Below are 26299 nucleotides of genomic sequence, written 5' to 3'. Positions count from 1 at the left end.
TGTCTAAGTGTGCTGTTGAAGGTATTGGGACATCAACGCCCGGGTGGTTTCAGTGAACCGCTCATTGCGTAAGCCCGATCCATCTTCGTTCAGGCGGGATGCAACCCATCCCACGTAGGTTACGGCGCGCAGTGCCATGAACAGGTCGAGTTGGTGGGTACAGATCGGTCGCTCAGATCGATACCCCGCCAGCAAAGCACCGCGCAGCTGGTTGAAATCAGGTTCGTGCAGGTTCTTGAGAAGCGTCGTTGCGATATCAAACAGGCGAAAACCGAACCCGGCATCGTCGAAATCAATCAGCCACAGTTTGTCACCGTCAACCATGACGTTTTCGCGGACAAGATCGGCGTGGATCAGGCCGTAATCCAACTGATTTTCCGCGCGCCGAAGGTCACGATCTGCGATATCCCGGAACGCCAGGAACAGGGCCCGGTCCGTTTTTCCAAGCGTTGGGTTTTCCCAGAAACGACCCCAGACAGGGGCGTCTCCAAGCAGCCCGCTGCGATCCCATGACCAACGCACGAAGTCCTGAGGAGGTGTCCATCGGTCGCTGATGTGGTGCAGCCGTGCCATTTCCCGGCCGATTGAGCAAAAGACGCCTGTCCTGTCCTGATGCGTCAAAGCCTGTCCTGTCGCACCCAAAGGGCGGCCCGGCAACCAGTCGAGCATGTCGACCTGAATGCCCTCCACCAGATGCAGATAGCGCCCATCTGAGGCCGCGACGGGCGTTGGAACCCGGACCCCGTTTTTGCCGAGAACGGCCATCCACTGTAGCTCTGACCGGAGTTCGGCATCCGTTCGCAAGCCCTTTCGATGCAGTCTCAGGGCATAGGCGGTCTGGCCTGCCTGAACGCGATAGACGCGGTTTTCCCGAGCCGCCACAAGAGACGCCTGGCCATCAGCCAGCCCCCAAAGGGACAGCGCATGTTCCACGATCTGCTTCATGCTACCCGTGGCGTTTCCGCCAACACGTCGTCCAGCGTGTCGAAAAGAAGATCCGCGTTTTCGACAGAGAATGGCATGGGCGGGCGAATTTTCAGAGTATTCTTGTGACGCCCAAGCTTGGAGTGAATGATCCCGCGCTGGCGCATGGCGTTGATGATACGGTCAGTGAATTCACCGGCGGGTTCCTTGCTGTCGCGATCAAGGACCATTTCAGCCCCGAATATCAGCCCCGAGCCGCGTATGTCTCCGATGACGTCATATTTTTCTTTCAAAAGGTTCAGCCGTTTTCGCGCATGGTCGCCAACGGATCTGGCGTGTGCGACCAGGCTCTGGTCTTCGATCTCTTCCAAAACCGCCATCGCGGCAGCACAGGAAACAGGGTTTCCGCCAAACGTGTTGAAGTACCGATATCCCTTGCGGAATGCCGAAATGATCTCGGAACCTGTGACCACGCCGCCTACTGGATGGCCGTTGGCCATGGGTTTGCCCAAGGTCATGACATCCGGCACAACGCCCAACTTCTGATGCGCCCACATGTGGGTGCCGGTTCGGCCAAAGCCTGATTGCACCTCGTCGCAGATCAGCAGGCCCCCGGCCTGGCGGACGACCTTGGCCGTGGGTGCCAGCCAACCGTCCGGATTGTCGGGAAACCCCTCGTTCAGAAAATAAGGGCAGAGGATCAATGCGGCAAAACCGGTGCCGGCCTTTTCGTGTTCCGCAATCTGTTCCGCCACGGCATCGGCGAATTTTGACCCATCCGGGTCGGGATGGCGATAGCTGTCGGGTGCGCTGACAAAGCGGAAATACCGGCCCAGACCGAAGCCGACCGTCGGGATGTTCGATTTGCTCAACTGGCTGACCAGCGCGGTATTGCCGTGATAGGTGGCGTCGGTGGCAATGATCCCTCGTTTTCCGGTCATCGCCTCGGCCATTCGCAGAGCAATGTCATTTGCCTCGGAGCCGGTACAGGTGAGGATGGCCGTATCCAGGGAGTCGTCCATCGTTCCGGTCAGTTTTTCCACATAGTCCAGAATCCCGTCATGCAGATACCGGGTGTGCGTGTTGAGCGTGCGCGCCTGACGACAGATCGCCTCGACCACGCGCGGGTTGCAATGCCCCACATGAGGCACGTTGTTGTAGCAATCCAGATACTTGCGCCCGTCCGCATCCCACAGCCAGACGCCTTCGCCTTTTACAAAATGAACCGGCTCGTCGTAGAACGTCGACACGTTAGGGCCCAATAGCTTGGCCCGGCGTTCAATGAGTTCCGCGGATTTTGCTGGAAGGGTCATGCGGGCGGCCTTTTTTCAGAGTTTTATCCAGGCGGTTTTCAGATCGAAGTATTTCTCGATCGCGTGCAGCGATTTGTCGTGCCCGTTGCCGGATTGGCGAACGCCGCCCAGCGGCACAGTCAGGTCGGCACCGCCATATGTATTGACATGCACAACGCCGGCGCGAATGCCAGCCACCATGCGATGCGCGCGGCTGAGGTTCGAGGTCCAGACACCACCGGCCAGCCCATAAACGGTGGCATTGGCAAGGCGCAGCGCTTCGTCTTCGTCGGCAAAGGGCGTGACGGCCAGAACAGGGCCAAAGACCTCATTCTGGAACAGAGTGTCGGTCTCTTTCACGTTGGCCATCACGGTCGGCGCCATGTAATAGCCTCCGGTCTCGGTCAGGATGCGGTTTCCGCCGGTCCGGCGTTCGGCGCCTTCGGCCTCGGCCTTCGTGACGAAATCCAGATTGGCCTGAAGCTCTGGCAGGCTGTGGACCGCACCGATCTGGCTGTTGAGATCCAGCGGGTCGCCGACGCGAAAGCCTTCGGCGTGGCGGCTGATCTCGGCGACGAAGTCCTCGTAGATCTCTTGCTGAACCAACAGGCGCGATCCGGCGACGCAGACCTGACCAGAGTTGCGGAAGATGCCCGCCGCGGAAACCTTGGCGGCTTCGGCCAGATCAGGGGCGTCGGCAAAAACGATGTTCGGGGATTTGCCGCCCAGTTCAAGATAGCAGCGTTTCAGGTTCGACCGCGCGGAATATTCCAGCAGCCGCCGCCCGGTTGTGCCCGACCCGGTAAACACCATGATGTCGACATCCATCGACAGGGCCAGCGCCTCACCCACGACTGAGCCACGCCCGGTCACGACGTTGAACACCCCATCGGGCACTCCGGCTTCTGCGGCAAGCTCGGCAATCTTGAGCAGGCTGAGTGAGGCGCTTTCGGCAGGTTTCAGCACGACGGAATTGCCTGCGGCCAGTGCCGGTGCAATTTTCCAGCTGCCGATCATCAGTGGAAAATTCCAGGGCACGATGGCCCCGACAACCCCGACCGGAGCGTGATGCACAAGACCCAGAACGTCACCGTTTGTCGGGGCGATTTGTCCGTAGATCTTGTCGATCGCCTCGGCATAATACCGGAAAGTGGCCGCCGCCGAGAGTGCCTCGGCCTTGTAAGCCATGGTGATCTCGGTTCCGTTGTCGCGCACGCCCAGCACGGCCAGTTCAAGTGCGCGGGCATCGATCAGATCAGCCAGTTTCAGCAGCACTTTCTTGCGGCCGGCAGGGGCCATGCGCGACCATCGCCCGTCCTCGAAAGCATCGCGCGCCGCGCGCACGGCCATGTCGACATCGGCCGGTGTGCCTTCGGCGATCAGCGCCAGAGGTTGGCCGTTGATCGGAGACAGAACCTGATGCCGGGCCCCGGTTTCGCCATCCTGACTGTGGCCGTTTATGAAATGCCCGCGCGGAGCAATGTCCTGCGCACGCAGCGCATCAATCGAGGATTGGTCCATGGGGGTTATCCTTGCTGAGTTGTGTCTTCGTCGAGAACCGGCTGCGGTGTGATGCGTTCCTTGTGTTCCTTGATCAGCGAGCGAACGTGGAGCAGAATGATCCCGAGGATCATGATGAATAGTATTGCGGCAATCGGCCGGTCGATGAAATCAAGCGGCGACTTCACCCGCGCCATGGCGCTGCGCAGTTTGACTTCCATGATTCCGCCCAGAACCATGCCCAGAATGATCGGAACTATGGGCAGGTTCAGGCGCTTCAGGATCAGCCCGAACACGCCGAACCCGGCGGCAATGGCGCAGTCCGTGACTGAGTTGCGCAGGCTGAATACCCCGACAAAGGACAGCGTCAGGATCATGATCCCCAGAAAGCGCGTCGGGATCTGAATGATCTTCAGCAGCAGGTTGGTCGAGAACAAAAGAAAGACCAGAACGATCACGTTGAGCAGGATCAGCGACATGTACAGCGCCATGACAAAATCCATCTGGTCGGCGAAAAGCTGCGGTCCGGGGATCACATTGTGAACATAGAAGACGGACAGCATCATCGCGGTCAGCGCCTCGCCCGGAATACCCAGCGCCAGCAGTGGAATCATCGCAGCCCCGGGAACGGCATTGTTGGCCGCCTCGGACGCCACCAGACCTTCTGGTGACCCATCGCCGAACTTGTCGGGGTCTTCAGAGGTTTTCTGGGCGTATGTGTATGACAGGAACTGTGATGTGAATTCTCCTGTGCCCGGCACCATGCCCATGAGCACACCCAGCGATGACGACACCGTTGCGATGCGTTTCAGGCCCAGCAGCTCTTTGAGGCCCGCGAAGATGCTGCCGCGCACATGGGCTTCGCCCGGCGCGTGTTCCTTGTCGACCAGCAACAGCAGCGCCTGACTGATGGCGAACAGCCCCAGAACCACCACGATCAGATCGACACCTGACGAAAGCCAGGTTTGGTCAAAGGTGAAACGTTTGGTGTATTTGACGGGTTCCAGACCGACGGTGCTGAGGAAGATGCCGAAGAACGCCAGCATCGCGGCCGAAAAGGTCTGTCCGCGATGGGCCAGGATCACCAGAAGGATGCCCATGAGTGCGGCCAGAAATATCTCGCGGCTGCCGAAATGCGGGGCAACCCAGGCCAATACGGGTGACAGGATGATCAGGCAGAGGATCGAGAAGATGCCGCCGAAAAACGACGCCGAATAGGCCAGCGACAGGGCCCGGTGGCCCTCGCCGCGCTTGGTCATGGGATAGCCGTCATAGGTGGTCAGTGCGTTGACGGCGGTACCGGGCGTATTGATCAGGATGGCGGGGATTGCGCCGCCATACATGGACGACCCGTAGATGCCCAACAGAAGGGTCAGGCCGACGATGGGCTCGAACGCGAAGGTGGCGGGCAGCAGGATGGCAATTGCGACAGCAGCGCCGACGCCGGGCAACGCGCCGATGATGACCCCGCCCACCGATCCGATGATCAGCGCCACAACGACCTGCCACTGCGCCAGAATTGCAAAGCCGGAAATCAGATTGTCCATCTTGGCCTCACAGGTAGGTCAGCGCAAAGGCGCGCAGCCCGTCGGGCAGGTATTCGTATATCCGACCGGCAGGAATGTTCACCTGAAGCAACGCGCGGAAAACGACTGCAACGACCGCGCCGAAGCCAAGTGCAACGCAAAAAGCCCCGGGCAATCGAAACCCCAATCGTATCGTCAGCAGGGCTGCAAAAAGCATGGTCGATGGCAGGTATCCAAGCCACGGAACCGCCACGACATAGATCAGAAAATAGGCAACGTATTCGAGGGACATCAACCAGAACGTCACCTCTCGCAACCGTCCGGGAATGCGTGGGGACAGGAAGGAGCCCAGCAAGTGGAGGCCGCTGAACAAAACCATGCCCCAGATCGCGATCTTGGGCCAAAGGGCGGGTTGCGCAAACCACTTGGTTCGTTTGACAGCCTGAGTCTCAGCGCCGATCTGACTGAGAAGGAACAGGGAGAAGCCGAAGAAAAGGAAGGCAAAGACAATATCGCCAGGACGTCGATACCGTCGGAACATGTCTTGCAGCGTCTTTGCTATCATTTTGGCCTCCTGTTTGAATCAAACAGACCCGGCGTTGTTCGATCTGGCCGGGCCTGTTTCGGATTATTCGCCCAGAATCTCTTCGATCTTGGCGAAAGAGGCTTTGTCCTGCTCGATCTGAGCATTCGAAGCGTCCGGGTCCTGCCAGTAGATCAGGGCGCCCGTTTCCTCAGCCAGCTTCATGGCTTTGTCCGAGGACAACGCTTTCTGCGCGGCAGCCGTGATCTTTTCACGCGCGTCGGCAGGCGTGTCCTTGTGCACGAACAGCCCGTTCCAAAGGGCCAATGGCAGATCCGGATTGAGCTCCACGATCGTCGGCGTATCCGGAACCAGTGAAATCCGCTCGCCGCCGATGCTGGCAAGGACGTTCACTTGATCAAGGCAGGGAAGGATAAGCTGTAGCGTCGTATTGATGACATCCACGTCGCCTGAGGCCAGCGTGTTGCAATCCAGGGCGTCGAATGCCGCTTCGCTGGCAAAGTCGAACCCGCTGCTGACCGCGGCTGCAAATGTGACCTGAGTGGGGGGCAGAACCGATCCGAAATGGCCAAGCGCCACGTCATTTTCCTTGCCGTAGTCGGCCAGTTCTTCCCAATTTGAAAACGGCGCGTCTTTGCTGGCCGCGATGACGAAGGGATAGGTCAGGAAGATGCCAATTGGATCAAAAGGATTCGGGTTGAGTTCAGGAATTCCGATTTCGGGACCGATGACAGGTACGCCGATGACGAATGAGCCGATGGTGTAGCCATCCGCCGGAGCGGTTGCCACCTCGACCGCGCCGGGGAATGGGCCGCCTCCACCGCCGGGTTTGTTCACCACAGCGGCAGGCACACCGTACATGGCCTGGAATTCGTCGGCGATCATCCGGGTAAGGACATCTTCCAGATCACCCGGAGGCCAGGGGACGACAAAACTTACCGGCTTTTCAGGGTACTCTGCCAGTGCGGCAGTGGCCGAAGCCGCAAAAGCGGCGGCTGTTAGAAATTTCTTCATTGACACCTCCCGTTAGTGGTTCAATATTTGAACCGCGTTAACAATAATAATGTTGCTTTGTTAAGTTAGTTCTGTCAAGTATTACCTGAGCAAGAGGACCACACGCACATGGGTACAGCCCTTAACGCCCTAAAAATGCTGGACTACTTTTCCAATGCCCGCCCTGAGATCGGGCTGAGTCACCTGGCGCGGTTGTCCGGGCTGAACAAAGCAACGGCATTGCGGCACCTGCGCGCGCTCGAGGAGTTCGGGTTGATCGAACAGAACCCGATGACGAAATCCTATGCGATCGGGCCGGCGGCTTTGCGTTTGGCCGCGCTGCGAGAGATCGCCAGACCCGGCATTGAGGACGCGCGTCAAAAAATGCAGGCCGCTATGCAGGTGGTCGGTGAATCCCTGCATCTGTCTTTGCTTGAGAAAACGGGGTTGCAGACGGCGCTTGTGGTGGAAACAACGCAGCACAGTGTCCGCGTCAGTCTGGATCCCAGCGAGATGCTTCCGCTCAATGCGACGGCATCAGGTCTTTGCATGCTCAGTTTCGGGCCGGCTCACCTCTTGGAGCAGTTGGATCAGCACGTGCAGGCACGGTTTACGCAAGCCACGCTTACTGATCCGAAGCTTATCAAGGAACGGGTCGCAAAGATCAGAGTTTCAGGCTGGGCCGACAGCCGAGGCAGTTACGAAGAAGGTGTTTTTGGATATGCCGCGCCGATCTTCGGCATCGATCAGGTCGCATTGGGTACCATCGCGATAGCTGTCCCGGAAACCCGGGCAACCGGCGACCGCCTTCCGGCAATACTGTCCACGCTGCATTCACTTTCGGCTGATCTGACTGCTGGTTTTGGCGGCCAGTTGCCCGACTCCTTTCCAACCGGATTCCACCCGTGACCCAGGGCGGATTCAACACTCGGAGACCCGCGACATGAAAGACTCCAACTTTCTGAAGGAAAACAACGCCCGGTACTTCTGGCACCCGATGGCGCACCCAGCCGACAGCCGGAAGAACCCACCGACCATTCTCAGCGGTGGTGAAGGGGTCAACATCACTGATGTCGATGGCCACACGGCGCTGGACGCCGTGGGGGGGTTGTGGAACGTCAATCTGGGCTATTCCTGTGAACCGGTGAAACAGGCCATAGCGGATCAGCTGAACGCGTTGCCCTATTACTCGACCTTTCGCGGCACCAGCAACGACAAGGCGATCGAGCTGTCCTATGAGCTGGCCCAGTTCTTCGAGGCCGACGGGCTGACCCGTTCATTCTTTACGTCGGGCGGGTCGGATTCGGTCGAAATTGCGCTGAAGCTTGCGCGTCAATATCACAAGGTCCGGGGTGAAGCAGGGCGCACCAAGTTCATCAGCCTGAAGCAGGGTTATCACGGCACCCATTATGCTGCCGCCTCGGTCAACGGCAACCAGAAATTCCGCGCGGTGTATGAGCCGATGATGCCCGGCTGTTTTCACGTGCCTGCGCCGTGGACCTATCGCAACCCGTTTGACGAAACCGACCCCGAGCGTCTGGCGCAGCTTTGCGTCAAGGCGCTTGAGGCCGAGATCGCTTTTCAGGGTGCAAACACTGTTGCCGCCTTCATTATGGAGCCGGTGCTGGGCGCGGGCGGTGTGATCCCGCCACACAAGAGCTTCATGCCTATGGTGCGCGAGGTCTGTTCGAAACACGGCATCCTGCTGATCTCGGACGAGATCATCACCGCTTTTGGTCGCACCGGCAGCGAAAGCGGTGCGCGGCACTGGGGTGTTCAGCCCGACATCATGACGACGGCCAAGGCGATCACCAACGGGTATTTCCCTTTTGGCGCGGCCATGATTTCCGGTGCGGTCGCAGAGGTGTTTGAAAGTGACACCACGGGCCTGGCATCCGTGGATCAGGGGTACACCTATTCTGGCCATCCGGTCGGTGCGGCCGCGGCCTTGGCCGCCCTGTCCGAGATCAACCGGCTGAGGATCTGGGAAAATGCTGCTGCGCGCGGGGACGAGTTGTTTGCCGGGTTGCAAAAGCTGGCCGACAAGCATGACGCGATCGGGGACGTGCGGGGCGGCGAGGGGCTGATGTGTGCATTGGAACTGGTTTCGGACCGGGCGACCAAGGCGCCTGTCGCAAAACACCTGCCGCTTCAGGTTCAGAAAGCCGCATATGAAGATGGCGTGATGGTGCGTGTGTCTGGCAACAACATCATTCTGTCGCCGCCGCTGATCGTCACTTCGGAAGATGTGGCCAAAATTCTGTCGGCGCTGGATACCGGTCTTGCCACTTTGTAGGCGGTCAGCAGGCGGTCAACCGACCCCGTCGGAACCTGGCGGGGTCAGACTTTGATGGCTTGCAGCTCCTCGAGCAGGTCCAGCAGCTGATCCAGCTTCTCCTTGCCCATCTGCGTTTCGATATTGCTGGAGATCGTAAGTGAAGTGGCCAGGTTTTCCCTTAGGATGGTGCGGCCTGCTTCGGTGATCTTGACCATGGTGCGGCGTTTGTCGTCGCTGTCCTGACGGCGGGTGATCTGGCCGTCGGCCTCCATCGTGCGCAAAATGCGGGTCACGCTGGGCAGCAGCAGGCACGCCTCGTGCGCGATGGTGCTTTGCTCCACTTCGCCCAACTCGTCCAGAACGCGCAGGATGCGCCATTTCTGCTCGGTCAGTTGGATGCCTTGCAGCATATCCCGGATCGGAGCCATGACGGTTTCACGGGCACGCAACAACGCGATCGGAAGGGACCGGGCCGTACTTTTGGAATGGCTTTGAGTGTTCATGCGGCCTTCTAGAACGCCGTTCCGTGAATTGCAAAGATTAACAAAGCAATCTCTTGACAGGGGGTGCATTAAAAACTAAACATGTTAACTATTAAAGGAGAGACCATGCCTCACTTCCATGTCGAATATTCCGGCAATCTTGAAGACAGGATCGACATGGATGGCCTGTGCGAGTGCATTCGGTCAACGGCGGCCGGAATCGAGACCTTTCCCATGCCCGGTATTCGTGTGCGCGCGACACGGGTCGATCATTACGCCATAGCGGACGGCAACCCGGCGCACGGGTTCATTGATATCTCGATCCGCCTGCGGGCGGGTCGATCCGCGGATGTCAAAGAAGATGCGACACAGCGAATATTCGAGTCGGTCAAAACATACCTGGAGCCGGTTTTTTCACAGCATTCCATCGCGCTCTCGCTTGAGATGCGTGACATCGACCCCAAGCTGTCGCCCAAGGCCGGTACGATCCGCGACCACCTGTCGGCGACCACGCAGGAGACCTGACGCATGAGCGCACTGGACACAAACATCGAAAAGCTGAACGGCTTTCTGGACCGGTTCCGGGAATCGGGCATCCGCAACCGTATCGCGGGAGAAGACCGGGACGGATCTGCCGGGGTGTTTCAGTCGGTCTCGCCCGTCGATAAATCCGTGATCTGTGATGTTGCCCATGGCACGGCAGTTGACATCGACGCGGCGGCCCAGGCCGCCCACGCAGCCTTTGCCGAATGGCGAGACATGCCCGCCACCCAACGCCGTCGCATCTTGTTGAATGTGGCTGATGCCATAGAAGCGCGCGCCGAGGAAATAGCGCTGTGCGAGTGCTGGGACACGGGGCAGACCCTGCGTTTCATGTCAAAGGCAGCTTTGCGCGGGGCAGAGAACTTCCGGTACTTTGCGGATCAGGTGATACAGGCGCGGGATGGGCAGCACCTGAAGTCTCCGACGCTGATGAATGTGACGACCCGTGTGCCGATTGGCCCGGTCGGCGTGATCACCCCATGGAACACGCCGTTCATGCTGTCGACCTGGAAGATCGCGCCGGCCCTGGCTGCGGGTTGCACGGTGGTTCACAAACCCGCCGAGGATTCCCCTCTGACGGCCCGCCTTCTGGTGGAAATCGCCGAACAGGCAGGGCTGCCCAAAGGTGTGCTGAACACGGTCAACGGATTTGGCCCCGACGCTGGCAAGGCTTTGTGCGAGCATGAACTGATCAAGGCCATTGCCTTTGTGGGCGAAAGCCGTACCGGCAGTCTGATCGTCAAGCAAGGCGCAGATACCCACAAGCGCAACCATCTGGAACTGGGTGGAAAAAACCCGGTTGTCGTGTTTGATGATGCGGATCTGGACCGCGCGTTGGATGCCGTGATCTTCATGATCTATTCGATCAATGGCGAGCGCTGCACCTCGTCTTCGCGGCTTTTGGTGCAGGACACGATCAAGGAAGACTTCGAAGCCAGACTGATTGAACGCGTCAACAACATCAAGGTAGGTCACCCCTTGGACCCCGAGACCGAGATCGGGCCGTTGGTGACCGAAGAACACTACAACAAGGTCACGAGCTATTTCGACATCGCCAAGGAAGATGGCGCAACTGTCGCCGCTGGTGGCGTCAAGGTGGGGGATGTGGGCTATTTCGTCCGGCCGACCCTGTTCACCAATGCCACCAACCAGATGCGCATCGCCCGGGAAGAGATATTTGGCCCTGTCCTGACCTCGATCCCGTTCTCGACCGAGGATGAGGCGCTGGAGATCGCCAACGACACGCCATATGGCCTGACCGGCTATGTCTGGACCAATGATCTGACCCGCGCGCTTCGGTTTACAGACAGGCTGGAGGCTGGAATGATCTGGGTGAATTCCGAGAACGTGCGTCACCTGCCCACGCCGTTCGGTGGGGTCAAGGCGTCCGGCATCGGCCGGGATGGCGGCGACTGGAGCTTTGAATTCTATATGGAACAGAAACATATCGGCTTTGCCACCGGTCAGCACGACATCATGCAGTTGGGTAAATAGATCACGCAGGCCGACCCCGGCCGGGGCAAGCCCATTACACGAGGAGGAATTGCCATGGGAAAGATAGTACAGGCCGCAAAGATCACGCATGTGCCCAGCATCTGGATGTCCCACACGATGCCAAAGTACAAAGGCATCCGGCAATCCGCCATTGATGGATATGCACGCCTGCGTCAGGACGCGATCGACCGCGGGGTCGAGACGTTCATCGTGTTCGACACCCATTGGATCACCAATCAAGGGTTTCACCTGAACACGAAGGAACATCACAAGGGCCGGTTCATAAGTCACGAACTGCCGCATATGTTGGCGGATATGGAATTCGACTATCGCGGCGATCATGAACTTGGGGAAACCATCCTTGACGTTCTGCGCGAACGGGGAGAGCGGGCGCTGGGCCATTCGCACCCCGACATGGGCATGGAATACGGCACCCTGCTGCCGATGCATTTCATCAATGATGGCGTGAATGCCCGGGTTTTGCCGGTGGCGGTCAATCAATTCTCGTCGATTGCGGAAAACCGGGCCTGGGGCGAGGCCATTGCCGAAGGTATCCGACGTTCGGACCGCAATGTATCCATTCTGGCGTCCGGCTCGCTCAGCCACGACTTCACGCCGAACGAACGCTCGGTCGACGGGCTGAATGCCGTGAATGGCGAGTTCAACCGCCAGATGGACATGCGCGTTCTGGAGCTGTGGCAGCAGGGCCGATTTGAGGAGTTTCTCGAAATGCTACCGGACTATGCAAAGAAATGCACCGGTGAATGCGCCATGAACGACACCGCTTTGCTGTTTGGCGCGTTGGGCTGGGGAAGCTACAAGGGTGAGATCGACATTTACACCCCGTATTTCGGCAGCTCTGGCACCGGTCAGGCCAATGTCAGCTTTTCGGTGTGACGCACGCAACGGAACAAAAGGATTTGGCGGTGATCCCGTCACAAAGGAAAGTCAGTAGATGAACTGGGACACGTTTTCGTATTGGGGTCAGCACATCTCGAAATGGGCGGCGGATTATCACAGGACACTTGCTGAACGTCCCGTGCGGGCGCAGACCGCGCCGGGGGAAATCGCGGCACAGCTTGTTGCAACGCCACCCGAGACAGGCGAGCCGATGGACGCCATCATGGCCGATTTCGAACGGATCGTGATGCCGGGCATCACCCATTGGCAGCATCCGCGTTTTTTTGCGTATTTCCCGGCCAACGCTGCGCCCCCGTCCATGTTGGCCGAGATGCTGGTGACGACCATCGCGGCCCAATGCATGTTGTGGCAGACCTCGCCTGCCGCGACCGAGGTCGAGGGCGTCATGGTCGACTGGCTGCGGCAGGCCCTCGGATTGCCCGAGGGTATGACCGGCGTCATACAGGACAGCGCCTCTTCGGCCACCTTGTCGGCGGTACTGACCATGCGGGAACGGGCCACCGGCTTTACCGGCAACCGGGAGGGCCTGAACGCGAAGGGAGCGTTGCGGATCTATTGTTCCGATCAGGTGCATTCGTCGATTGACCGGGCATGCTGGGTTGCCGGGATCGGTCAGGACAATCTGGTCAAGTTGCCCACGCAGGGGCCGAATTTCGGAATTGTCCCCTCGGCGCTTGAGGCCGCCATTCAGAATGACATCGCCGCCGGACATGTCCCGGCCGGGATCGTTGCGGTTACCGGTGGCACAGGTGTGGGGGCCTGCGATGATCTGATGGCCGTGGCTGATATTGCGCAAAAATACGACCTCTACACCCATCTTGACGCCGCCTGGGCTGGTTCGGCCATGATCTGCCCCGAATTCCGCAGGGCTCTGTGGCAGGGCGCCGACCGCTATGACAGCATCGTCTTCAACCCGCATAAGTGGATGGGTGCGCAATTCGATTGTGCGATCCAGTTCCTGAGGGACGCCACGCCGCAGCTCGATACGCTGAAAATCGAACCGGAATACCTCAAGACGACCGGAGCCGAGGTGACGAATTACTCGGAGTGGACCATCCCGCTGGGCCGCAGGTTCCGGGCGTTGAAAATCTGGTTCCTGTTGCGGTCATATGGGTTGGAGGGATTGCGCGAACGCATCCGCAACCATGTGGCATGGGCCGGCGAACTGGCGAAAAAGATTGGTGCGATCGAGGGGTTCGAGATTACAACCGGCCCGATCCTCAGCCTGTTTTCCTTCCGCTGCCCGGGGGACGATGCTCAGCAGCAGCGTCTGGTGGACGCGCTGAATGACGACGGCCGGATTTACCTGACGCAGGGCATGTTCGACGGCCGCAAGATCATCCGCTTTCAGGTCGGGCAGTTCGATACCACCCGCGACGACGTGCTGATGGCGGCGGACGTGATCCGGGACGTGTGGGAGGCCATGAAATGAAGTTTGCCACTTTCGTTTCGGGCGAAGAACGTTTCTTCGGGGCAATCACCGACGGTGGTGCCATTGCATTGAACCAGGAATTCCCTGAACACGACAGCCTTTATGAGGTGATCGCGGCCGGGGCGTTCGATCAACTGGCAGAGGCGGCCGGGGGGAAACCTGTCACCCATCCCGATTTCATCTATGACATGGTGATGCCGGATGCGCGACGTATCCTTTGCGTCGGAGTGAACTTTCCCGACCGGAACGCAGAATACAAAGATGGCAGCGCGCAGCCCAAATACATGTCCCTGTTCCCGCGTTTCGCCAGTGGCTTTACCGGCCATGACCGGCCTCTGATCCGCCCGCCGGAAAACCACACGCTGGACTACGAAGGCGAAGTTGCCATCGTGATTGGCAAGGCTGGCCGCCGCATTCCACAGGAAGACGCGTATGATCACATCGCCGCGCTGACGTTGTGCAATGAGGGAACCATTCGCGACTGGGTTCGGCACGCCAAGTTCAATGTCACACAAGGCAAGAACTGGGATAGGTCCGGGGCCATCGGCCCGTGGCTGGTTCCGTTCACGGATGCGGCTCAGCTGGATGAGGCGCGTCTTCAAACCCGTGTGAATGGCGAGCTGCGACAGGATGATACGCTGAACCGCATGATGTTCCCGATCCGGCGCGAGATCGAATATATCTCGACTTTCATGACGCTTCAGCCCGGCGATATCATTGTGACCGGTACACCGACCGGGGCGGGCGCGCGGTTCGATCCGCCGAAATTCCTGGCACCCGGTGATGTGGTCGAGGTCTCGGTCGACGGTATCGGTACTCTGCGAAACACGGTTGAGGACGAAAAAGTATGACGCCCGAAGACCATGCTCGCGCGGCCGCTGATCTGTTGCAGGCGGAACGAACGCATGAACAGATTGGCCTGCTCAGCCTGCGCCACCCCGAGATGGGCATGGATGACGCTTACGAGGTGCAGAACGCCATCTGTCGCCAGAAACTGTCCGAAGGGCGCAACGTGATCGGGTGGAAGATCGGCCTGACTTCGAAAGCCATGCAATACGCGTTGAACATCGACATTCCTGACAGTGGAATTCTGTTTGACGACATGGTGTTTGCACGGGGTGCCACCGTTCCGGCCGGGCGCTTCATCCAGCCCCGGATCGAGGCCGAAATTGCCTTTGTCATGAAATCGGCCATAGGTGGGGGGAACGTGTCCCGCGCAGATATCATCGCGGCGACGGATTACGTCGCGCCGTCCATCGAAATTCTGGATACGCGGATTCAACGGGTGGATCCCAAAACCGGCAATGCCCGTACGGTGTTTGACACGATCAGTGACAATGCCGCGAATGCCGGTATCGTTTTGGGCAACGATCGCCACAGGGTGGATGCCTTTGATCTGCGATGGGTTGGGGCGCTGACCTTCCGCAATGGCGAGATCGAGGAAACCGGTCTGGGCGCGGGGGTGCTGAACGATCCGGTCGAAAGCGTCGTTTGGCTGGCGCGACGCATGGCGCAATACGGTCAGAGCATCGCGCCGGGCCAGATTGTTCTGTCCGGCAGCTTCATCCGCCCGGTCGAATGCCCCCCGGGAACAGAAATCCACGCGGATTTCGGACCGTTCGGCTCAGTCGATATCAATTTCGCCTGAAAGGAGCGCCAATGCCTGCGCCAATCAATTCGTTCAAGGCCGCGCTGACGTCTGGAACCCCTTTGATCGGGTGTTGGATCGGCTTGGCCAATGCCTATACCTCCGAGATCGCCGCAACCGCGCAGTTTGACTGGCTGCTGGTCGACGGTGAGCATGCGCCAAACGATCTGCGCTCGATCCTCGAGCAGGTGAGGGTGATTGAAGGATCTGGCAGTACCCCCGTCGCACGCCTGCCGATTGGCGAGACCTGGATGATCAAGCAATATCTTGATGCCGGTGTGCAGAATATTCTGGTGCCGATGGTCGAAAGCGGCGATCAGGCGCGCGAACTGTTGCGGGCCGTGCAGTATCCACCTCGTGGCGTTCGGGGCGTAGGTTCCGCTTTGGCGCGGGCCTCGCGTTTTGCGGCTATCCCGGATTATCTGAAAACGGCGGACGAGCAGATCTGTCTTTTGGTGCAGGTCGAAAACAGGCTTGGGCTGGAGGCGCTGGACGACATCCTGGCGACCGACGTCGATGGGGTGTTCGTCGGCCCGTCGGATCTGGCCGCAGATATGGGCCATATCGGCGATGCCGGGCACCCGGACGTGATCGAGGCCGTTCTTGATGCGATCCGGCGCATCGTTGCGGCAGGCAAGCCGGCAGGGATATTGTCGCTGGACCCGGTCATGCAGCGAAAATGCCTGGATCTGGGGGCAACATTCGTGGCCACGGACATCGATGTGACTTTGTTCGCCAAGGCAATCCGGGCCGCTGCCGCTGATGGGCTCAGCCTGCTGCCCGATCAGGTGGCTTCGGGAATCGCGCAGACAGGCGCGGCGTCGAAATACCTGCAACAGCTTTGCAAACACTGGTCGCACAAGGCTCAGGTAACATTCGATGAAACACAAGGCAGCGTGAGCTTTCCGGACGGGAACCGCGTCACCCTTTCGGCGGGCGACACCAGCCTGACCGTAATCGCCGCCACCCGGGCGCGCGGTGATCTGGCCCGATGGCAACAGGTCATCGAGGCTCATCTGGCGCGTTTTGCGTTTCGGGAAGAGTTCCGCATTGATTGGTCAGGATGAGGAAAACACGTTGCGGCCCTGAACCTGCCACTGTGGCAACGGGTCAAGGGCAGGCACCCCTGTGTTGGATTTGGAACGGTTTTGCCCGAAAGGCCTCAGTTAGAGCTTTTGGACACCATGGACGGTCAGAGTGCTGACCAGATCGGCATAGTCTTCGCGGGCCTTGGGCCCTGCTCCGCTGTTCCACATGTAATACCAGTTCAGCATCCCAAAAACTGACATCGTGGTGCCGCGCAGCTTGTCCTTGTCATCGTTGAAGGCCGACGGTGCCAGTTCTTTGAGGATTTCGCGCACAAAATTCACCAATTCCAGCTGATACCCGCGCAGAAGTTTCTGCTGTTCCTCGGTCAAGGCGCTCATGCCGCTGATCTGCACCCGGTGTTCGTCATCTGCGCCTTGGTAGGCAAACAGGATTTCGCGCACTGCTTTCCGCAGCTTCTGTTCAGACGTAAGACCGCTCAGTTCCACATTGCAGATACGGTCGCGAAGCTCGCGCAGGTAGGTTTCAAGGATGTCATACAAGATGGCATCCTTGCTGTCGTAATAGTGGTAGATGTTTGCCTTGGAAATCCCGCACTCTTTTGCCAACAGGGTCATTGAGGCGCGATCAAACCCTTGGTCGGCGAACACTTTGGCGGCCGTTTTCAGGATTTGCTTCCGCTTCTGGTCGTGATCTTTGGCGATTGTACGGGCCACGGCTTATTCCTTATCGCGATTGTCGACGACGCGCTTCGCCTTGCCCTGAGAGCGTTCGACGTCGCCGGGGTCACCTACAACAATTTCCGTTGAGACGCCAACGACGTCCTTGATCCGCTTGGTCAGCATCCGTGCCGCGGCCGTCTTGGATAGTTCGTCGGTGGAATCCGGGGACGATTCAACATAAACCCGCATGGCGTCCATGCGGCCGGATTTGTACAGCTCGATCTGATAATAAGGGGCAAGGCCCCCCGTCGCCATGACCTGTTCTTCGATCTGGCTGGGAAAGACGTTGACGCCGCGCAGGATCATCATGTCGTCGCTGCGACCGGTGATCTTGGCCATCCGGCGCATGGACCGTGCTGTCCCCGGCAACAGGCAGGTAAGATCGCGCGTGCGATAGCGGATCATCGGCAAACCTTCCTTGGTCAGGGTCGTGAACACCAACTCGCCAGTTTCGCCATCGGGCAGGACCTCTCCGGTCGCGGGATCAATGATTTCAGGCAGGAAGTGATCTTCCCAGATCACCGGGCCATCCTTGGTTTCCACGCATTCATTGGCCACCCCGGGCCCCATGATTTCGGACAGGCCATAGATGTCGACCGCATGCATATCAAACGCTTCCTCGACTTCGGCGCGCATGGCGTCTGTCCAGGGCTCGGCACCGAACACGCCAACCTTCAGCGAGCTTTCACGCGGGTCGAGCCCCGCCTTGTGGAACTGTTCAAGGATATTGAGCATATAGGAAGGCGTAACCATGATCCCGTCGGGCCGGAAATCGTTGATCAGGTTGACTTGCTTTTCGGTTTGCCCACCGGACATGGGGACGACGGTCGCGCCAAGCCGCTCGATCCCGTAATGTGCGCCAAGACCGCCGGTGAACAACCCGTAACCATAGGCATTGTGCACCATGTCTCCCTTGCGCAACCCCGATGCGCGCAGGGACCTTGCGCCCAGATCCGCCCAATTGTCGATGTCGTTTTTCGTATAGCCCACCACCGTCGGCTTGCCAGTCGTACCGGACGAGGCGTGCAGACGAATGATCTGGCTGCGTGGAACGGCGAACAGGCCGAACGGATAGTTGTCACGCAGATCATTTTTGTACGTGAACGGAAACTTCGCCAGATCCGAGAGCTGCTGAAGATCGTCAGGATGCACACCGGATTCGTCGAACCGTTGCTTGTACATCGGCACGTTCTCATAGGCGTGGCGAACGGACCATTTGAGCCGTTCAAGCTGCGTCGCACGGATTTCGTCGATCGAGGCGATCTCGATCGGGTCCAGATCCGCTTTGTTTGGGGAAAGATCTTCCATCGCGTCACTCCTCCAGTCGCGAAGCTATTCCTGAAAATTCTGCCCGCCGACCGCGCGGGACATTCCGCGAAACTCGGCGATCAGGGTGTTGTCTTGATTGGTGACGCGGACGTCATAGATGCCACTGCGGCCGGTGACGGCAACCTCTGTCGCGGTTGCGGTCAGGAGGTCCCCCTTTTTCCCGGGCGCGAGATAGCTCATCATCGTATGCTGGCCGACGGTTGCCACGTTGCGACTGTTGCAGGCGAAGGCAAAGGCGCTGTCGGCCAGGGCATGAGTGACGCCCCCGTGGCAAATGCCGTGCCCGTTGCAGTGATGGTCCCCGACTGTCAGGGTCAGGACTGCACGGCCTTCGTCGACGTCGACCAGATCCATCCCGAACCATTTGCTGGCTTGGTCATTCGCCCACATCGCTTCAGCGGATCTCGTGGCACGTTCCTTGGGTGTCATCATCAGCGTCCCTGGAAATTCGGTGCCCGCTTTTCAAGAAAACTGGATACGCCTTCGGCGTAATCCGCGCTTTCCCCGCAGGTCTTCATTGCGTCCGCTTCGATCTCGAGCTGATCCGAGAGGGACGTGGTGGCAGCCGATTGAATGCACTGTTTGGTCAGCCCGAGCCCGAGGGTGGGGCCGTTTGCCAATTGCGCGGCAAGAGCGCGCGCTTCGGTCATCAATTGATCGTCGGCCACGGCCTTCCAGATCAGCCCCCAATCTTCGGCTTGTTTGGCCGGAAGGGGTTGGGCTGTCAGGGCCAGCCCCTTGGCGCGCGCCTCGCCCAACAGGCGCGGCAAGTGCCAGCTGCCGCCCGTGTCGGGAATCAGGCCCACCTTGGAAAAGCTCTGAATGAATTTCGCACGTTCCGCGGCCAGAACCATATCACAGGCCAGCGCCAGATTTGCACCTGCCCCGGCGGCTACTCCGTTCACGGCGCAGATCACCGGGATATTCATCGACCGGATCAAACGGACAAGAGGGGCATAGAACGTGCGTACCGTTTTGCTTAAATCCGGTGGGCCATCCATCTTCGACGGGTCGCGATCACCGAGGTCCTGACCGGCACAAAAGCCACGCCCGGCACCGGTCAGCAATATCGCGCGGGCCCCGTCGTCGCGCGCGGCTTTCAGCGCATTCTGTAGCGCCAGGTGCATTTCTTCGTTGAACGAATTCAGCTTGTCCGGGCGGTTCAGGGTGATTTCGACCCAGTTCCCGTTGTCTTGTACAAGAATCGTATCGCTCATGACTGTCTCATCTGGTCTCGTTTCAACTTAATCATTGCATTAACCGAACGGTTGGTCAATATATAAACCCGAACCGAATCTGAACCGATCAAAGGGATTGCAAATGTCGCAGTCGTCGCTGGTGAGCGTTGAATTTAAAGGCGACGTGGCGTGGGTCACAATTGACAACCCGCCGGTAAACGCGACGTCGACAGGTGTTCGGCAAGGGCTGTCTGACGCGGTTGATGCGGTCAAGGGCGCGCGCGTGGCGGTGCTGTGTTGTGCTGGAAAGACCTTTGTTGCGGGCGGCGACATGTCCGAATTCGATGCACCGCCGGTCGAGCCACATTTGCCTGACGTGGTTCAGAAAATCGAAGACAGCGAGGTTCCGTTCATAGCTTGCATGCATGGCAACGTGCTGGGTGGCGGGTTCGAGATCGCCATGGCCTGTGCGTGGCGGATCGCAGCGCCGGGAACGGGTTTTGGCCTGCCGGAAGTCAATGTGGGCTTGATCCCCGGGGCAGGGGGCACTCAACGATTGCCGCGTCTGGTCGGGATGCAGGCTGCAATTGACATGGCCTGTTCGGGCAAAATTCTCAGGGCAGAGACACTGGCCGAGCTTGGCGGTGTCGACCTTGTCGCCGAAGACCCCAAGGCTGCTGTTCTGGACTTGGTAGCGGATCTGCCCGAACGCCCAATACCTGTCAGCCAGCGTGCTGTGGCGGAATTTGCGCCGGATCTGTTGGAGGCGAGCCGCCAGGCTTTGAAGAAACGCGCCAGGGGGCAGAAATCGCCGCTGGAAAACCTGACGGCGCTTGGTTGGTCGGTTGAGCCATTTGCCACCGCACAACCGAAAGAGCGCGCGCGCCATCTGGAGTTGCGCCAAAGCCCGGAAAGCCGCGCTTTGCGTTACGCGTTTTTTGCTGAACGTACCGTGTCCAAACCTTCGTTGATCAAAGACGTGGCCGCCCGTGACATAACACGGATAGCCGTTGTCGGAGGGGGATTGATGGGGGCGGGGATCGCAACTGCGGCCCTGAACGGCGGGCTGTCCGTGACGTTGATCGAGCGAGACGCTGACGCCGCGGCCGCAGCACACACTCGGGTCGAGGGTCTGCTGCAAGGCGCGGTCAAGAGAGGCAAGATGTCCGAGGCGCAGCTTCGGGATCGCCTTGCTGCGTTTCGTGCGGTGAACAGTTATGCAGACGCTGCGGATGCCGAACTGGCGATCGAGGCCGTCTTTGAAGACCTGTCCGTCAAGCAGCAGGTATTTGACGAGCTGGCAAGGCATATGAGCAGCGATGCGATTTTGGCCACCAATACGTCCTATCTGGACCCGCGCGAAATTTTCGCGGGCGTCGGCAATCAGGCCCGATGCATCGGCCTGCATTTCTTTAGCCCGGCCCATGTCATGAAATTGCTCGAGGTCGTGGTAGCTCCGCAAACGTCTGCTGAAGTGGTCGCAACTGCGGTCGCGCTTGGGAAGAAGCTTCGCAAGGTTTCGGTGCTGTCGGGTATCTGCGATGGGTTCATTGGCAACCGCATGTTGGCCGCCTATCGGCGCGCGGCCGATTATCTGCTTGCAGATGGGGCGCTTCCCTATCAGGTGGACCGTGCAATGCGGGCGTTCGGGATGCCGATGGGGCCTTACGAGCTTCAGGATCTGACCGGTCTTCAAATTGCCTGGGCAAACCGCAAACGCAATGCCGCCAACCGCGCCCCGAACGAACGTTATGTCACCATCGCGGACCAGCTTTGTCAGCGCGAGCGTTTCGGCCAGCGTGTCGGCAAAGGCTGGTACCGCTACGAAGAGGGCAGTCGCGATCCGGTTCGGGATTCCGAAGTTGAGGCATTGATCGAAGCTTATTCCGACCAGCAGGGCATCACCCGCAGGGATTTTTCGGACGAGGAAATCTGTTCGCGGTTGCTGGCGGTCTTGGCCAACGAGGGTGCTTTGATCATTGAAGAGGGGATCGCGGAAAACGCCGAAGCTGTCGATATGGTTCAAATCCATGGATACGGCTTTCCCCGCTGGAGAGGAGGACCCATGAACTATTGCAACGAAATCGGCATCAGCCGGTGCGCCGCAAATATGCTAACCGTAGCGAAAGAAAGCCCCGGTTCGTGGCGCCTCGCGGGCCTATTGGAAAACAATTAACATGTTGATGGTTACAAAAGTGACCATTAACGCATTCTCGAGTCATGTTTCACAGGGAGGAGACAAAACCATGAAGTTCACCAAGTTGAGCACTCTTTTGGCCTCGGCCGCACTGGCCGTTTCGGGCACAGTGGCGCTGGCGGCGGATTATACGCTGACGATTTCCAGCTGGGCACCGCCGACCCACGGCATCAACGCGAAGATGTGGCCGAAATTCGTGGAAATGGTCGAAGAAGCCACCGATGGCAAAGTCACAGCTGAACTGAAGCTGGGAATTGCCCCGCCGCCGGCGCAGATGGACCTTATCATGGATGGCGCGGCGGATGCGTCGATCATCTTCCACGGATACCAGCCCGGTCGTTTCGTCACCACCAAGATGATTGAGCTGCCCGGATATGAGGGCTCGGCCGAAGCGGCCTCGGTCGCGTATTGGCGTACATACGACAAGTATCTCAAGGCGGCGGACGAACATCGCGGTGTGAAAGTGATCGCCCTGCACACACACGGCCCGGCACAGCTTCATTCCAGCAGCCCGGTGACCAACCTCAACGAGGTATCGGGCCTCAAGGTGCGTATCCCGGGTGGTGTCGGCGGAGATGTCGGCACCGCGCTGGGCGCAACCGGAATTCAGGTTCCTGCGCCGAAAGTATACGAGACACTCGCGTCGAAAGCTGCTGATGGTGTGGTCATGCCATTTGAATCCCGCAAGGGTTTCAAGCTGACCGAAGTGGCGCAAAACGTATATGAAGTTCCGGGTGGCCTGTATCGCGGGTCATTTGCGTTCATCATGAACGAAGACACTTTTGCGGATCTTCCCGCCGATGTGCAGGCCGCTTTGGAAGAACAGGTCTTCGGCGAACCGCTGAGCCGCGAAATCGGTAAAATCTGGGATGAGATCGACGCGATCGGCCGTGAAGCGACCGAACAGACCGAGGGCAACGCGATCAATGCAGCCTCTGCTGAAGATCTGGAAAAGTTCAATGCGATCGCTGCCGATGTGCGCGCCAAGGTCATCGAAGAGGTCAATGGCACCGGTGTTGATGCGCAAGCCGCTTATGACATGATCGTTAACGAAATGGCTGCCCAGTAACGCAGCCGGGCTGGCGGGGTTGACCCGCCAGCCATCTTCACCCGTTGGGGGCCAATCATGCAATCTATCGTGACCTTCGCGCGTCGCGTCAGTATCATTCCGACGGTGCTGGCCTGTGTGGCGCTGTTCATCCTGATGGTGATGACCTTTTTTGACGTCATCCTGCGCTCAGTCTTCAATGCTCCGATCGAGGCGGCAACCGAACTGACGCGGATTCTGATGGCGATCCTTGTGTTCTCGGTTCTGCCGATGATTTCGGCCGGGAAAGGGCAAATCGCCGTTGATCTGACCGATGGAATTTTTTCCCGCCTGCGGCTGAGCAGGGCGCGCGATGCAATTGTCTATCTGGTGTCCGGCATCATGCTGATCTGGCCGATTCAGCGCGTTTGGGTTCTGGCTGAACGTGCAAGGGATTACGGGGATGTCACCGAATACCTGTCGATCCCTGTCTTCTATGTCGGCTGGTTCATCGCCGCCTTCACTGCAATAACGGCCGTTGCGATGGTCATCACCGGTCTTTTGCACATTTTTGCCCCCCAAACCTTGTCGGAGCACGCCTGATGACTGCCGCACTGATCGGTTTCGCCCTTGTCTTGGTTCTTGTGTTGGTACGTTTGCCCATCGTGTTTGCGATGGGCCTCGTGGGGACGCTTGGGTTCGCATATGAACGCGGTGGCAGCATTCTGTCCGAGCGCGGGCTGAAGGCCGCCATGTCGATGGTGGGTCGCCAGATTACGGACACGGCACAGGACTATGGCCTTTCGGTCGTTCCACTGTTCATCCTCATGGGCCTGTTCGTGAACAAGGGCGGGCTCGCGCGCGAGTTATACGCGGTTTCAAACGCCTTCCTGGGCCACTTCCGAGGTGGTATCGCCATGGCGACGGTTGCCGCGTGCGGCGGCTTTTCGGCCATTTGCGGTTCCTCGCTGGCAACGGCTGCGACCATGTCCAAAGTCGCGATGCCCGAGATGCGCCGGTACCGCTACTCGGATGAGCTGTCGACCGCGTCGATTGCAGCGGGGGGCACGCTGGGTATCCTGATCCCACCGTCGGTCATTTTGGTGATCTACGGCCTGCTGACCGAAACATCGATCGGCAAACTCTTCGTTGCGGGCATCATCCCCGGTGTACTTGGCATCCTCTTCTATCTGTTCGCGGTGCGCTGGACCGTTTGGCGCAGGCCCGAGGCCGGCCCCGCCGGTGAACGCCACGGCTGGGGCGAACGCCTGTCGGCCCTGCGCTCGGTCTGGGCGGTGTTGCTTTTGTTCTTCCTGGTGATCGGCGGCTTGTACGGAGCGTTCGATTTCTATCCTCTGAACCTGACCTTCAGCCCGACCGAAGCCGCCGGTATGGGCGCCATGGGGGCATTCCTGATCGCATTGTCGCGCGGCGGGCTGACCCTTGGGTCGACCTTTGAAGTGCTAAAGGAAACCAGTTACACCGCCGCGGCGCTGTTCTCGGTTCTGATCGGCGCGCAGATCTTTTCGAACTTCATCAACCTGGCCGGTCTGCCCGAAGCGTTGATCGCCTTGGTCACCGCATATGAGGTGGAGCCCTACGTCGTGATCCTGATGATCCTCGGGATCTACATCATTCTGGGATGCGTCTTTGAATCGCTGTCGATGCTGTTGCTGACGGTTCCGATCTTTTTCCCACTGGTCACGTCATTGGGATATGATCCGATCTGGTTCGGCATCGTTGTCGTCGTCGTGACCGAGATCAGTTTGATCACGCCGCCCGTGGGTCTGAACGTGTTCATTCTGAAAGGCGTGGTCGGGGACGTATCGACCGGAACAATCTTCAAGGGGGTCACACCGTTCTGGGTGGCAGACATCTTCCGTCTGGCTCTAATCGTTCTGGTGCCTTGGCTGGTTCTGGTCCTTCCCGAACAAATGGGAGCGATGGGTCACTGATGTTCTCTTTGACTGCGCTTCCGGACGGGTTTCATACGGATCCCTATCCAACCTACGCCGCGTTGCGCGAAGACACGCCCGTCTGCTGGCAGCCCGATGGTTCGGTGGTCCTGTCGCGGTATGACGACCTGGATCTGGTGTACCGGGATACCGAGCGTTTCATATCGGATAAAAAGGCGGTTTTCGGCCCCAAATACGGTATCGACAGCCCGCTGTACGAACACCATACCACCAGCCTTGTGTTCAATGATCCGCCTCTGCATACCCGCGTCCGCAAGGTCATGGTCGGTGCGATGAACCCGCGGGCGCTGGCGCAGATGGAACCGGGCCTGATTCAACTTGTCGATGGGCTGCTGGACGAGATGCAGGCCAAGGGCTCGGTAGAGTTGATCGAGGATTTCGCCGGTGCCATCCCGATCGAGATCATCGGCAACCTGCTTGGCATTCCCAGATCGGAACGTGGCCCTTTGCGGGATTGGTCTTTGGCTATTCTGGGCGCTTTGGAACCTCAATTGACGCCCGAGCAGGAAGAGTGGGGCAACCGGTCGGTATATGATTTCAAGGACTATCTTCGGCATGTCATAGAAGATCGCCGGGCCAATCCCGGAGATCCTGCGACGGATGTCCTGACACGTTTGATGCAGGATGACACCGATGGTGGCTTGACCGAGGTCGAGCTGTACCAGAACTGCATCTTCATTCTGAATGCAGGGCACGAGACCACCACCAACCTGATCGGCAACGCATTGGAACTGTTGGAACGGCACCGCGACAAACGGGCCGAGCTTCTGGCCAATCCAGATCTGATCAACACGGCAGTGGACGAGTTTCTGCGGCTGGAAAGCCCAAATCAGTTTGGCAATCGTCTGACCACCGAAGATGTAATGTTCCACGGTCAGACCATTCCGGCAGGTACGGACATTCACCTGTGTATCGGCGCGGCCAATCGCGATCCGCGGCAGTTTGCACAACCTGATGAGGTTGTATTGGATCGACGTCCCAACAAGCATCACGCGTTTGCCGGAGGTCCCCATACCTGCGTCGGCCTGACCCTGGCGCGTATGGAGGGTCGCGTGGCCGTCGGACGGTTTCTTGCGCGATTCCCGACCTATCGCATCACTGACGGCGCCGAACGGGGCGGGCGCATCCGGTTTCGGGGTTTCGCGCGACTGCCAGCTCAAGTCTGAGATGTTCGGTTTGGGTTGCCAATTCGCCAATTTATTGACCGACCGATCGGTTTATATTATGATTTCGTGAGACGGGCATA

25 protein-coding genes are annotated in these 26299 nt (G+C 58.9%); 14 read left to right on the top strand and 11 right to left on the bottom strand.

Translation table 11 applies throughout. The features are described 5' to 3' along the window. Positions 1-3: 3 nt before the first annotated feature. From GS620_RS06220 to GS620_RS06195, 6 genes are all read right to left on the bottom strand, one after another. Entirely contained in the window at positions 4-945 is a 942-nt protein-coding gene (locus GS620_RS06220; protein WP_171614688.1) for a phosphotransferase enzyme family protein, read from the bottom strand. Continuing rightward, positions 942-2237, bottom strand: coding sequence for an aspartate aminotransferase family protein (locus GS620_RS06215; RefSeq protein ID WP_171614686.1), 1296 nt, complete (start codon positions 2235-2237; stop codon positions 942-944). The genes GS620_RS06220 and GS620_RS06215 overlap by 4 nt, the downstream gene beginning before the upstream one ends. Before the next feature lie 15 nt (positions 2238-2252). Beyond that, positions 2253-3737, bottom strand: coding sequence for an aldehyde dehydrogenase (locus GS620_RS06210; RefSeq protein WP_171614684.1), 1485 nt, complete (start codon positions 3735-3737; stop codon positions 2253-2255). Between the two features lie 5 nt (positions 3738-3742). Then, positions 3743-5263 carry a tripartite tricarboxylate transporter permease gene (locus GS620_RS06205; protein WP_171614683.1) on the bottom strand — a complete coding sequence of 507 codons (1521 nt, stop codon included), beginning with the start codon at positions 5261-5263 and terminating at the stop codon, positions 3743-3745. 7 nt (positions 5264-5270) lie between these two features. Then, complete coding sequence (locus tag GS620_RS06200) at positions 5271-5807, bottom strand: tripartite tricarboxylate transporter TctB family protein (RefSeq protein ID WP_152460588.1); 537 nt, start codon at positions 5805-5807, stop codon at positions 5271-5273. A 63-nt stretch (positions 5808-5870) separates the two neighbouring features. After that, positions 5871-6800, bottom strand: a complete 930-nt coding sequence (locus tag GS620_RS06195; protein ID WP_171205868.1) for a tripartite tricarboxylate transporter substrate binding protein — start codon at positions 6798-6800, stop codon at positions 5871-5873. Between the two features lie 108 nt (positions 6801-6908). Here GS620_RS06195 and GS620_RS06190 point away from each other — a divergent pair, with 108 nt between their 5' ends. Both GS620_RS06190 and GS620_RS06185 read left to right on the top strand, forming a co-directional pair. Continuing rightward, complete coding sequence (locus GS620_RS06190; protein ID WP_171614681.1) at positions 6909-7688, top strand: IclR family transcriptional regulator; 780 nt, start codon at positions 6909-6911, stop codon at positions 7686-7688. A gap of 34 nt (positions 7689-7722) precedes the next feature. After that, complete coding sequence (locus GS620_RS06185; RefSeq protein ID WP_171614679.1) at positions 7723-9075, top strand: aminotransferase class III-fold pyridoxal phosphate-dependent enzyme; 1353 nt, start codon at positions 7723-7725, stop codon at positions 9073-9075. Between the two features lie 44 nt (positions 9076-9119). On the opposite strand, the gene hpaR is transcribed toward GS620_RS06185, so the two are convergent. After that, entirely contained in the window at positions 9120-9560 is a 441-nt protein-coding gene (hpaR, locus tag GS620_RS06180; RefSeq protein ID WP_171170052.1) for a homoprotocatechuate degradation operon regulator HpaR, read from the bottom strand. Positions 9561-9665: 105 nt separating this feature from the next. Here hpaR and GS620_RS06175 point away from each other — a divergent pair, with 105 nt between their 5' ends. From GS620_RS06175 to GS620_RS06145, 7 genes are read left to right on the top strand one after another with little or no spacing between them, the layout of a single operon-like run. Then, positions 9666-10064, top strand: coding sequence for a 5-carboxymethyl-2-hydroxymuconate Delta-isomerase (locus tag GS620_RS06175; protein WP_171614677.1), 399 nt, complete (start codon positions 9666-9668; stop codon positions 10062-10064). Between the two features lie 3 nt (positions 10065-10067). Further along, a complete protein-coding gene (gene hpaE / locus GS620_RS06170) occupies positions 10068-11576 on the top strand; it encodes a 5-carboxymethyl-2-hydroxymuconate semialdehyde dehydrogenase (RefSeq protein ID WP_171614675.1) in 1509 nt (502 codons plus the stop codon). Between the two features lie 54 nt (positions 11577-11630). Further along, positions 11631-12473 carry a 3,4-dihydroxyphenylacetate 2,3-dioxygenase gene (gene hpaD, locus GS620_RS06165; RefSeq protein ID WP_171118157.1) on the top strand — a complete coding sequence of 281 codons (843 nt, stop codon included), beginning with the start codon at positions 11631-11633 and terminating at the stop codon, positions 12471-12473. 58 nt (positions 12474-12531) lie between these two features. Next, entirely contained in the window at positions 12532-13929 is a 1398-nt protein-coding gene (locus GS620_RS06160; protein ID WP_171614673.1) for a pyridoxal-dependent decarboxylase, read from the top strand. Next, positions 13926-14780, top strand: a complete 855-nt coding sequence (locus GS620_RS06155) for a fumarylacetoacetate hydrolase family protein (protein WP_171614671.1) — start codon at positions 13926-13928, stop codon at positions 14778-14780. Before GS620_RS06160 ends, GS620_RS06155 begins: the two co-directional genes overlap by 4 nt. Beyond that, a complete protein-coding gene (gene hpaH, locus GS620_RS06150) occupies positions 14777-15577 on the top strand; it encodes a 2-oxo-hept-4-ene-1,7-dioate hydratase (RefSeq protein WP_171614669.1) in 801 nt (266 codons plus the stop codon). Before GS620_RS06155 ends, hpaH begins: the two co-directional genes overlap by 4 nt. A gap of 11 nt (positions 15578-15588) precedes the next feature. Further along, positions 15589-16644 carry an aldolase/citrate lyase family protein gene (locus GS620_RS06145; RefSeq protein ID WP_171614667.1) on the top strand — a complete coding sequence of 352 codons (1056 nt, stop codon included), beginning with the start codon at positions 15589-15591 and terminating at the stop codon, positions 16642-16644. Positions 16645-16743: 99 nt separating this feature from the next. On the opposite strand, the gene GS620_RS06140 is transcribed toward GS620_RS06145, so the two are convergent. Genes GS620_RS06140 through paaG form a run of 4 tightly spaced genes read right to left on the bottom strand, consistent with a single transcriptional unit; the run spans position 16744 to position 19892 of the window. Beyond that, the gene (locus tag GS620_RS06140; protein ID WP_171614665.1) at positions 16744-17340 is read right to left on the bottom strand and encodes a TetR family transcriptional regulator; all 597 of its coding nucleotides are present in this window, start codon (positions 17338-17340) and stop codon (positions 16744-16746) included. A gap of 3 nt (positions 17341-17343) precedes the next feature. Beyond that, positions 17344-18654 (bottom strand): phenylacetate--CoA ligase PaaK, encoded by a 1311-nt coding sequence (gene paaK / locus GS620_RS06135; protein WP_171614663.1) that lies wholly within the window; start codon positions 18652-18654, stop codon positions 17344-17346. Positions 18655-18678: 24 nt separating this feature from the next. Beyond that, positions 18679-19104: a hydroxyphenylacetyl-CoA thioesterase PaaI gene (gene paaI / locus GS620_RS06130; protein WP_170345375.1), complete on the bottom strand. Its 426-nt coding sequence runs from the start codon at positions 19102-19104 to the stop codon at positions 18679-18681. A gap of 2 nt (positions 19105-19106) precedes the next feature. Further along, on the bottom strand, positions 19107-19892 hold the full coding sequence (gene paaG, locus GS620_RS06125; RefSeq protein WP_171614661.1) for a 2-(1,2-epoxy-1,2-dihydrophenyl)acetyl-CoA isomerase PaaG: 786 nt from the start codon (positions 19890-19892) through the stop codon (positions 19107-19109). Between the two features lie 103 nt (positions 19893-19995). Here paaG and GS620_RS06120 point away from each other — a divergent pair, with 103 nt between their 5' ends. The 5 genes from GS620_RS06120 (at position 19996) to GS620_RS06100 (ending at position 26219) form a co-directional block, all read left to right on the top strand. Continuing rightward, a complete protein-coding gene (locus tag GS620_RS06120) occupies positions 19996-22029 on the top strand; it encodes an FAD-dependent oxidoreductase (RefSeq protein ID WP_171614659.1) in 2034 nt (677 codons plus the stop codon). Positions 22030-22099: 70 nt separating this feature from the next. Then, positions 22100-23119 (top strand): TRAP transporter substrate-binding protein, encoded by a 1020-nt coding sequence (locus GS620_RS06115; protein ID WP_171614657.1) that lies wholly within the window; start codon positions 22100-22102, stop codon positions 23117-23119. Positions 23120-23176: 57 nt separating this feature from the next. Further along, positions 23177-23680: a TRAP transporter small permease gene (locus GS620_RS06110; RefSeq protein WP_152460571.1), complete on the top strand. Its 504-nt coding sequence runs from the start codon at positions 23177-23179 to the stop codon at positions 23678-23680. Next, positions 23680-25032 (top strand): TRAP transporter large permease, encoded by a 1353-nt coding sequence (locus GS620_RS06105; protein WP_171614655.1) that lies wholly within the window; start codon positions 23680-23682, stop codon positions 25030-25032. Before GS620_RS06110 ends, GS620_RS06105 begins: the two co-directional genes overlap by 1 nt. Further along, positions 25032-26219 (top strand): cytochrome P450, encoded by a 1188-nt coding sequence (locus GS620_RS06100; RefSeq protein WP_171614653.1) that lies wholly within the window; start codon positions 25032-25034, stop codon positions 26217-26219. Before GS620_RS06105 ends, GS620_RS06100 begins: the two co-directional genes overlap by 1 nt. Positions 26220-26299: the final 80 nt, after the last annotated feature.

The organism is Ruegeria sp. HKCCD6428, from assembly GCF_013110595.1.
Classification (GTDB): Bacteria; Pseudomonadota; Alphaproteobacteria; order Rhodobacterales; family Rhodobacteraceae; genus Ruegeria.
The sequence above is the reverse complement of the archived record's forward strand: the minus strand, read 5'-3'. Positions and strand labels throughout refer to the sequence as shown.